The sequence below is a fragment of the Burkholderia sp. IO2 genome, from assembly GCF_029522185.1.
Classification (GTDB): Bacteria; Pseudomonadota; Gammaproteobacteria; order Burkholderiales; family Burkholderiaceae; genus Burkholderia; species Burkholderia cenocepacia.
Window position 1 is genome coordinate 1 of record NZ_JAKWFH010000112.1, and the last position, 8979, is coordinate 8979.

The 8979-nt window shown below is 63.7% G+C and carries 7 protein-coding genes; 4 read left to right on the forward strand and 3 right to left on the reverse strand.

The window, feature by feature from the left end; all coding sequences use genetic code 11:
• Positions 1-568: 568 nt before the first annotated feature.
• Positions 569-2266, forward strand: a complete 1698-nt coding sequence (locus tag MMB92_RS34595) for a M4 family metallopeptidase (protein ID WP_200062949.1) — start codon at positions 569-571, stop codon at positions 2264-2266.
• A 507-nt stretch (positions 2267-2773) separates the two neighbouring features.
• Positions 2774-3544 (forward strand): hypothetical protein, encoded by a 771-nt coding sequence (locus tag MMB92_RS34600; RefSeq protein ID WP_230204632.1) that lies wholly within the window; start codon positions 2774-2776, stop codon positions 3542-3544.
• 46 nt (positions 3545-3590) lie between these two features.
• On the opposite strand, the gene MMB92_RS34605 is transcribed toward MMB92_RS34600, so the two are convergent.
• The gene (locus MMB92_RS34605; protein ID WP_084752587.1) at positions 3591-4853 is read right to left on the reverse strand and encodes a glycosyltransferase family 9 protein; all 1263 of its coding nucleotides are present in this window, start codon (positions 4851-4853) and stop codon (positions 3591-3593) included.
• A 457-nt stretch (positions 4854-5310) separates the two neighbouring features.
• Between MMB92_RS34605 and MMB92_RS34610 the strand changes: the two genes are divergently transcribed.
• Entirely contained in the window at positions 5311-5631 is a 321-nt protein-coding gene (locus tag MMB92_RS34610; protein WP_058903624.1) for a hypothetical protein, read from the forward strand.
• Positions 5632-5702: 71 nt separating this feature from the next.
• Here the strand turns inward: MMB92_RS34610 and MMB92_RS34615 are convergent, their stop codons facing one another.
• Together MMB92_RS34615 and MMB92_RS34620 are read right to left on the reverse strand one after the other, a co-directional pair.
• Positions 5703-6692 (reverse strand): ABC transporter substrate-binding protein, encoded by a 990-nt coding sequence (locus tag MMB92_RS34615; RefSeq protein ID WP_077057005.1) that lies wholly within the window; start codon positions 6690-6692, stop codon positions 5703-5705.
• Positions 6693-6743: 51 nt separating this feature from the next.
• Entirely contained in the window at positions 6744-7088 is a 345-nt protein-coding gene (locus MMB92_RS34620) for a DUF3088 domain-containing protein (RefSeq protein ID WP_006481897.1), read from the reverse strand.
• A gap of 494 nt (positions 7089-7582) precedes the next feature.
• Here MMB92_RS34620 and MMB92_RS34625 point away from each other — a divergent pair, with 494 nt between their 5' ends.
• Positions 7583-8767 carry a porin gene (locus tag MMB92_RS34625; protein WP_277563251.1) on the forward strand — a complete coding sequence of 395 codons (1185 nt, stop codon included), beginning with the start codon at positions 7583-7585 and terminating at the stop codon, positions 8765-8767.
• Positions 8768-8979: the final 212 nt, after the last annotated feature.

Here is an 8979-nt window from a genome sequence, read left to right on the forward strand (position 1 = left end):
GGGGTAGTGCAGCTCATGACTGGAAGACCGCCATGAACCAATTCGCTATCCTTTACGCAGATCGATTCATCCGGCCTTCCGTGTAATTACTCAACCCGCCTTGAACACGGAAATCCTGACACCCCCCCCTTACCCCAATCAAGATCAGTCGACGGAAAACTGCACGCAACTTGACGACACCCTCATACATTAAATGACAATAATAAAAAACAATATTTAATGAAACCAATTCCAGTCATTCCGTCAACTCGATCACACGTCACTCGCTCCCGTCCACTCGACCCGCACCGCGCCCCGCCCATCGCGGCACGTACATCACGGCCCAATCCCCCACACCTCGATGTGCGACTCCCGACGCGGCTGCCCCACCCGACACGATCATTTCAAATCCCTCACCAAACCCCGACTTGATTAACAGCGGCGACATGAAAAATTAATCCAACAGAAAATATCTTGTAATTATAAAAATCACCTTCTAGCATCCCTCTGCTGTTCGCGACACGTCTTGTTTAAAAGTCATCACTTGATGCATTCCTCGAACAAACCCATTCATAACCTGGGGAATTACATGAAGAAACTGTCTCGACTGCTGCCCATCACCGCGATTACCCTCGCGAGTCTCAGCGCTTTTGCCCAGGCCGGCGACCAGCCGGCCGCGGTCGACAAGGCACTGCAACTGATCCAGCAGAACCCGTCCGCCTTCAGTCTGGCTGCCGGCGGCACGGCACGCACGTTGAAGTTCGCCGGGCCACAAGCAGGCGCACCGACCGACGGCGACCAGTTCCAGGTACGCGACGTGATCGTCGATCCCGACGGCACCGAGCACGTGCGCTTCGACCGCTTCCATGCAGGCCTGCCCGTGATCGGCGGCGACGTGGTCGTCCATTCGAGCAAGGGGCAATTGAAGCAGGCAAGCGTGACCCAGCTCGCGCCGATCAATCTCGCCGGCTCGATCGGCAAGGTCGGAAACCGCGCCGTGATCCGCAACGCACCCGACGTAGGCGCGACGCGCGCCAGGCACATCGCGGCCGCGCGCTTCAACTCCGACGTGCGCCGCGTCGACGACGCGGAACTCGTCGTGTTCGCACGCGACGTCACGCCGACGCTGGCCTATGCGGTGCGCGTCTACGGCAAGGCGACCGAGACCCACGGCGACGCCGTGCTCTACTACGTCGACGCTCGCACCGGCACCCTACTCGATGCACAGGACCTGATCAAGACCGCCGCCGCGACCGGCACCGGCCGCTCGCTGTACTACGGCAACCTGACGCTCACGACGGACCAGACCGGCACGAACGCGTACCGGATGCTCGATCCGAGCCGCGGCGGCGGCTCGGTCTACGATGGTCGCGGTCTCAGCTCGGACGAGGTCGAGCAAGCGACCGACCTGTCGATCTTCACGAGCAGCACGAACGTGTGGGGCAACAACACGACCACCGACCGGCAGACCGTCGCGGCAGACATCGACTACGGGCTCGCATTGACTTGGGACTACTACAAGACCACGCATAACCGCAACGGCATCTTCAACGACGGCCGCGGTGTGAAGAGCTACGCGCACGTGGTGTTCAATACCGGCAGCGGCACGACGGGCGCGAACGCGGCATGGCTGTCGTCGCGCGTGATGGCGTACGGCGACGGCGAGCCGGGCACGCGCCTGCCGAAACCCGTGGTGTCGGTCGACGTCGCCGGGCACGAGATGAGCCACGGCGTGACCGAGGCCACCGCCAACCTGAACTATTCGGGTGATGCGGGCGGCCTGAACGAATCGACGTCCGACATTTTCGGCACGCTCGTGAAGTTCTACGCGAACAACCCGAACGATCCCGGCAACTATGTGATCGGCGCGCGCGTGGTGAGCGGCGGCCTGCGCAAGATGTACAAGCAGGATCTCGACGGCCGGTCGTTCAGTTGCTACCCGTCCGGCGGCTTCTCGTGGTCGAATCCGCGCCACGATCCGCATTTCACGTCGGGGGTCGGCAACCGCTTCTTCTACCTGCTGTCGGAAGGCCCGTCGGTGCCGCCGACCGACACCGGCCTGTCGAGGACGCAACTGGTCTGCAACGGCGACACGACCTTCAGCGGGCTGGGCCGCGACAAGGCCGGCAAGATCTGGTACCGGACGCTGACCGTGTACCTGAACGCCAACTCGAGCTACCCGAACGCGCGGCGTGCGTCGATCCAGGCCGCGAACGACCTGTATGGCGCGAACTCGGCCGAAAGCGCGACGGTCGCCCGCGCGTGGAGTGCGGTCGGGGTGAATTGACCGTGCGTGTATGAACGCGTCGGACGCCGGCAGTCGCGTGGCGGGATTTCGCTTCGGAGGAAAGCGATTCGGTCGTGGTCACGCGGCGTTCGGGTGAATGACGGGAAGGGGCCGGCCGACCGCCTGCGTATGCAGGGGGGCGGCCGGTGGATCGTGCGTCCTTGCGGTCCGACAAATGAATCGGCGCTCGACGAATACGCATTACATAGGCTGCCTGGCGTGCCGCCGCCAACGTGGCCGGCGTATTCGCGAATCGCTCGGCCGGACGCTCCGGGTGAACCCCGTCCCATCGTATCGACGGCGCCGCCCCGGTAGCCGGCTTCCTGAGCGAGCCGACAACGCGCTATATTCTGGTCCCAGGCAGGACGACGACGGAAGCCGCCCGCCATCGCAACCCTTCCCGACGCGCTTCCTCACCCCGAGAGAACGACAAAAATGGACCACTCGCAGTATTTCAGCCAAAGTTCGATCCAGGGCGCGAATCTTCGCCTGCACTATCTGTCGCAGTTGCTGCGCGAGCAGACAGGCTCGATCGTCCAGTACGGCATCCTGCGCGGGTTTCCGATCGGCTTCAGTCATTGGGCGGAAGTTGCGGTCGGCGGCTATCTGCTCGGCACCTACGAGATCGCCGTATGCGCGATCCTGGAAGCGCTCGGATCGCCCGACAAGGTGCTGGTCGACCTCGGCGCCGCCGACGGGATTTTCGGCATCGGCCTGGTCAGGAACAACGTCTTTGCCCGCAGCCTGTGTTTCGAGATGGACGAGCAGCGCCGCCACGCGATCCAGCACCGCGCCGCGGAGATGGGGCTGGCGGACCGCGTCGCGGTCTATGGCAAGGCCGATCGCGACTTGCCCGCGATTCTGTCGGAGCACGGCGGGGAGCCGGCCAAACGGGTCATCCTGTGCGATATCGAGGGTGCGGAGTTCGACCTGTTCGACGATGCGCTGCTGGAGCAGCTTTCCGGCAGCCACGTAATCATCGAAATCCACGATTTTCTGCTTTCCGACCCGGAACAAGCCGCGCGCGCATTCGACGAATTGAGTCAGCGCGCGGGCAAGTACTTCAACGTGTACGAGATCCGCGACGGGCTGCGCGACATTCGCAACATCCCGTTGCTGCGACACTGGTCGGACTGGGACGCATGGCTGATGTGCGTCGAGGCGCGCTACCGGATGATGCGATGGCTCTGGCTCGAGCCGAAAACCCAGCCGCGACGCGCCGATCAGGACATCGATCGCCTGATCCTCGACTACCAGCGGCGGATCTTCGCCGTTTGACGAGCGCGCGCGGCGCGAATCGACACGGCAACCGCGACGTCAGCCGCTACCCTATTGCATCGCCGCCGGACAACGCCTCCGCCATCTCCGATATCGGTCTGCTCCAGTCACCTAGGGTTGCCTGCCGATACAACTGCATTGACCTGTACCACGGCGTGTCGCGATGACTGTTGGACCAGCGCTCGTCGCATGCCGCCGACAGCAACACCCACACTGGCCGTCCGAGGGCACCAGCGAGGTGGGCGGGCCCGGTATCCACCGTAATCAGCAAATCGAGCTTGTTGAGGATGACCGCCGTGTCGCCGAGATCGGTCAGCTCGTCACTCATCACCCCAATGCCGTGTTTGTCGAGCACCGCATGTTCATCCTCGGTGATCGTGCCGAACTGCAGCGCATGGAAGCGGCTCCCGGGCGCGCCGAACAGGGGCGCAAGCTGCTCCAGTGGGATCGATCGATAAGGTTCGTGGCGCACCGCAGTCCCGCTACGCCAAATCAGGCCTATCTCGCGAACGCCCTGGGGGCGATTTCTGAAAATGTCGGCAACCCGCGTCGCCATCTCTCGTCCCGCCGGCGCCTGCAAGTATGAATCGGCGTAGCTCGGAAAGTAAGGCGTCGCCTGATAGCGCACAAAGAGATCGAAGGTACAGAGGACGCAATCGCTTTGGTCGATCGCACTGCGGGCGTCTTCTACAACGGTGAGCCAGTCGAGTGCGGAAAATACCGGCGCCAGCGTATTCGGTGCCTGCAATACGAGAGCCTGCGCTCCCTCGTCCCGCAAGAGATGCAAATACCGGGAAAACATGATCACGTCACCCAGCCCGCCCTCCTGAATGACGAGGACACGCTTGCCCGCGGCCGATTCGTCGAATCGCAGCAATTTGCCGACAATTTTCTCGTACTCGACGGTACTGCTCTGATAGATATTGGAAACTATCGCTGCCCGACTCCATGCGTCGCGCAGTCGCCGACTCAGCGTGTGCGCCTCCCGAAAACGGCCTTGAGCGTATCGCGAGATCGCGAGTTCAACTTTCAGGATCCTGAGATCAGGCTCGTGATCAAGTTCGGTGATGGCTTGGGTCAATAGCGTTTCCGCCTGCGAGAAAAGGCCGAGATAATTCATGTCGATGCCTATCTGCGCGCGAAAGAAGGGCTCTTTGACGCGATCCGCAAGCTCCTTCACCACGCGAATCGCTTCTTCTGCGTGGCCCGACAATCTGAGCGCGCGGCCCAGTGCGAGTCCGGCGCTCGCGGATTTCTCGCGAAGGTAGACGTTGTATGCGCTGTCGAGCCCGAATTGATCGCTGGTCAATGTATCCCCGCATGGAATGCTGGTGATTCGGTTTCTATCGATGATCGAACTTTGATTTGGGCGCGGTTGGCACGACAACGTATCGCGGCCACCGGCTTCCGGTATCGGCAGGTGACTCCTGTACTTTCGCTCCCGGCCCAGGCTACGGGACATATGCCGCTGGCGGGCCCCACTCCACGAACGCAACGGGAATACGCCCGGCCCTCGGGGCACGCCGCTGCATCGTCATGGTCACTGCCGAACGTTACACGTTGAAAGGGCGACATGAAAGCCCTCGGCGCGGGAACATTTGTTAAATAGCTTGAATAACCGCCAACGGACCGACAATTTGCCTTAACATCCGGCCGTCATATCGGTTCGTGTCGAACACGGTCGACCGACCGTCGCGTATCGCGCCGATGATTTTTCTGCCGGAGCCCCATCCGGCCACCGATTTCACCCGCCCCCAGGACCGACCATGTTCCAGACTCCGGGAGATTCCTTCGTCAACGGCTCGTTGCTCGGCCTGTGCGTCGAGGTGCCGCTTGCCGCGCTGGTTTCGCTGGCGATGCACGGCGTCGACTGGAACGGCCCGCGCGTCGCGATGCTCATCGCCACGCCCGTGCTGATCGCGAGCATTGCGCTGCTGACGCGTCCGGTCGCACTGAGCACGGTCTGGAAGCACAAGCGCTCGCCGTTCGTGCTCGACGACAACGTTCGCGCATCGATCTACGGCCGGCTCTGCGGGATCGCGCTCGGCGTGGTATTCGGCATCATGGTCGCGACGACGTTCTCCTGATCCGGTCGAGCCTGATCGTCCGACGAAATTTGCATCACCGCTGACCCGCCCGCGCCTTCCGCTTCATCGCATCACCCCGCCGCAACCACCGAATTGAACGACGTGTCCCACAACGGCGCGACATGGGCCGGCCCGTCCAGCACGCCGATGCGGGCAAACACGTCCGCGACCTGCTGGTGCTGCGCGACCACGTCGGGCGTCACCGGCAGCAATGCGTAGTCCTCGCTGCGCTGGTCGAACATCGTGACGAGATCGGCAACCGGCACGCGGGTCTCGCGATTCTGCGCGAGCGCATAGTCGCGGAAATGCCCGTTCGCCCACGCATACGCACGTCGAAACCGCAGCAGCAGATCGCCCGTCGCCGCGCGGCGACGCACATCGTCGAGTGTGCGCGGATTCGCGTACACCGGGAAATTGCCCGACAGATACCCCTTCCCCGTCTTCAGCACACGGGCGTCGTAGCGATTGCGCGCGAGCTGGCCGTTGTAGCCGTAGATCGCCCACGCGTCGATATCGCCGCGGTCGTACGCGGACAACCCGTCGGTCGGCGACAGGTTGATCGGCTGGATGTCGTCGAAGGTCAGGCCGGCTTCCGCCAGCTGTCGATACAGGAAATAGTGCGACGTCGTCGCGCGCACGTAGCCGACGCGCTTGCCCTTCAGGTCGGCGATACCGCGGATCGGCGTGTCCTTGCGCGCGAGCGTGACCTGGTTGTTCAGGTCTTCACGCACACGCGAGATGAATTTCACATTGGCTTTCTGGCGTGCGGCGAACACGGCCGGAATTTCGCTACCCGAACCGATATCGAGCGCATCGGCGTTGAGCGCCTCGATATGCAGCACGCCGTTGTTCAGTTCGCGCCAGTCGATCCGGTACGGCGTATCGGCGAGCCCGGCCGCCTGCAGCAGCGCGCGCCAGCCGCCCTTGTAGGTTGCGACGCGCAACGTCGCGCCGGCCAGATCGGCGTCGGCGGCCGGCGCGGCGAACGCGGCCAATGGGTGCGCCACGACCGCGGCGCCGGCAAGCAGCAGACGGCGACGTGCCGCCGACATTGACGACATCGGATGCTCCTGTCGATCGGATGGAATGGGATCGGAAGTGGAACCGCTGCGTCAATGCAGCGCCGGAAACCCGTGGCGCTCGGCCAGCAGTTCGAGGATGCGGCGTGCGTCGGTGACGAAGCGCACGTCGCCGAGCGTCTGCGCGTCGTCCGGCGCGGGCCGGTCGCGACCCAGCACGAGCACCGGCAGGCCCTGGTGTGCGTCGTCGAGTGCGTCGATCACCGCGGGCCGCGGCCGCTCGAAACCAACGCGCTTCACGTCCAGACGCGCGGCAAGATCGGGCGCGCTCGCCAGCAGCCCTTCGATTGGCAATCCATGCGGACACACGAAGCGCTGGCCCGGATGCTTCGGATCGGCAAAGCCCGGTTCCAGCAGAAACAGCACATCGCGACTCATGTCAAACGGCTCCCTTTTTCGTCGATCGTCCCAATCGGGAAGCATTCGTACACCTGTACGCGCTGCTGTTCCCGCGTCATGCCGGCCACCGGCCGGATGCCAGACTCTACCGTCGCACCTCGCACGGCCCTACCAACGTTTTGCGGAATCGATATGCAAACGCGGATAGCGCATCGGCCGGTCGTCGCCTAGCCGGACGTTGCGTAAACGCATCGTCATGCGAACGACGGGCATTCCGCACATCGAACCATTTCATCGATCGATATGACCGCGCGCAGGCATTTCCAGCGCGCGACGTTCGCAGTCCGCGCGATGCGTTCGCCGCAGCAGGCGCGCCGGACGCGATCGCGGCGCACCTGCCGGGCCGGCGGCAACGCACATTACAAATCGGCCGCACAGCGAATTACAAACCACGGATCGGCCGTTCATCGACGCGGCCGTCGTCAATAGCATCGTGATCCTCACAAACGTACTGATAACAACAGAGGATGGTCATGATCAAAAAAACGGTGGTACTGGGTTTGGTGTCGATCGGTTCGGTCAGTGCGCATGCGCAGAGTTCGGTCACGTTGTACGGCGTGGTCGACGCCGGCATCGCGTATACGAACAACCAGGGCGGCGCGAGCAACATCCAGCAGACGAGCGGCAAGCTGAGCGGCAGCCGCTGGGGCCTGAAAGGCGCCGAGGATCTTGGCGGCGGCCTGCAAGCGGTCTTCACGCTGGAAAGCGGATTCCGGCCGAGCGACGGCGGGCTCGGCCAGGGCGGCCGCCTGTTCGGCCGCTCCGCGTACGTGGGTCTCGGCAAGAAAGGCCTCGGCACGCTGACGTTCGGCCGTCAGTACGAGCCGATCACCGATCTCGTCGCGCAGTATTCGGGAGCCGGTTTCTGGTCGCCGGCCACGCACGTGGGCGACAACGACAACCTGAACCAGAGCTTCCGCCTGAACAACGCGGTGAAATTCCGCAGCGACACGATCGCCGGCTTCACGGCCGACCTGCTCTATGCATTCAGCAACCAGGCCAATGGCGGCGCGGGCACCGGCTTCTCGAACAACAACGCGTGGGGCGCATCGGCGAACTACGTGAACGGTCCGCTGTCGGTCGGCGGCGGCTATGTGCGGCTCAATCACCCGAATGCGACGTCGAACACGAGCGGCGCGGTGGGCGGCGCGACCTCGACCACCGGCAACGACTACAGCGGCGCGTTCTTCTACGGGCTGAACGGCGGCGTACTGAAGCAGCAGATCGGCGCGGTCGGCGCGAACTACTCGCTGGGCCGCACGACGCTCGGCTTCGCATGGAGCCACACGCAGCTCGACTATCTCGACGGCTCGTCGCGCAAGTTCAACAACTACGACGTGAACGCGCGCTACCAGATCACGCCGGCGGCCACGCTGATCGGTGTCTATACGTTTACCGACGGGCGCGCCAGCGGCCTGCCGGGCACGAGCGGCCAGACGCTGAAACCGCGCTGGCACCAGTTCACGCTCGGGTTCGACTACGCGCTGTCGAAGCGCACCGACATCTATGTGTCGGGCATCTACCAGCTCGCGGCCGGTGATGCGAGCACCGCGACGTCGGGCGGTTATCGCAAGATCGCGGCGATCTCGAACATCGGCAGCGCGTCGTCGACGAACCGCCAGCTTGCGTTCGTCAGCGGGCTGCGCGTGAAGTTCTGACGGCACGCGCGGCGGGCGCGGCGCAATCGTCACGATAAGCAAAGCGGGAATCGTTGTTTGCCGCGCCACGCCCGGTTGCCGAGAATGATCGTTTCCCCGCGCGCCACACGCGTTCGACCATGACCGATTCCCGTTTTCCTCCCCGCGCGCCGCGCCCCGGCCGGCGCGCGGCGCTGCGCCAGTTGGCCGGCGGCTGGGCGGCGACGCTGCTG

What these genes read in the sequence shown, in the direction of transcription:
- MMB92_RS34595 (WP_200062949.1), top strand. Translation starts at nt 569, where the DNA reads ATGAAGAAACTGTCTCGACTGCTGCCCATCACCGCGATTACCCTCGCG.
- MMB92_RS34610 (WP_058903624.1), top strand. Translation starts at nt 5,311, where the DNA reads ATGTTCCAGACTCCGGGAGATTCCTTCGTCAACGGCTCGTTGCTCGGC.
- MMB92_RS34615 (WP_077057005.1), bottom strand. Translation starts at nt 6,692, where the DNA reads ATGTCGTCAATGTCGGCGGCACGTCGCCGTCTGCTGCTTGCCGGCGCC.
- MMB92_RS34620 (WP_006481897.1), bottom strand. Translation starts at nt 7,088, where the DNA reads ATGAGTCGCGATGTGCTGTTTCTGCTGGAACCGGGCTTTGCCGATCCG.
- MMB92_RS34625 (WP_277563251.1), top strand. Translation starts at nt 7,583, where the DNA reads ATGATCAAAAAAACGGTGGTACTGGGTTTGGTGTCGATCGGTTCGGTC.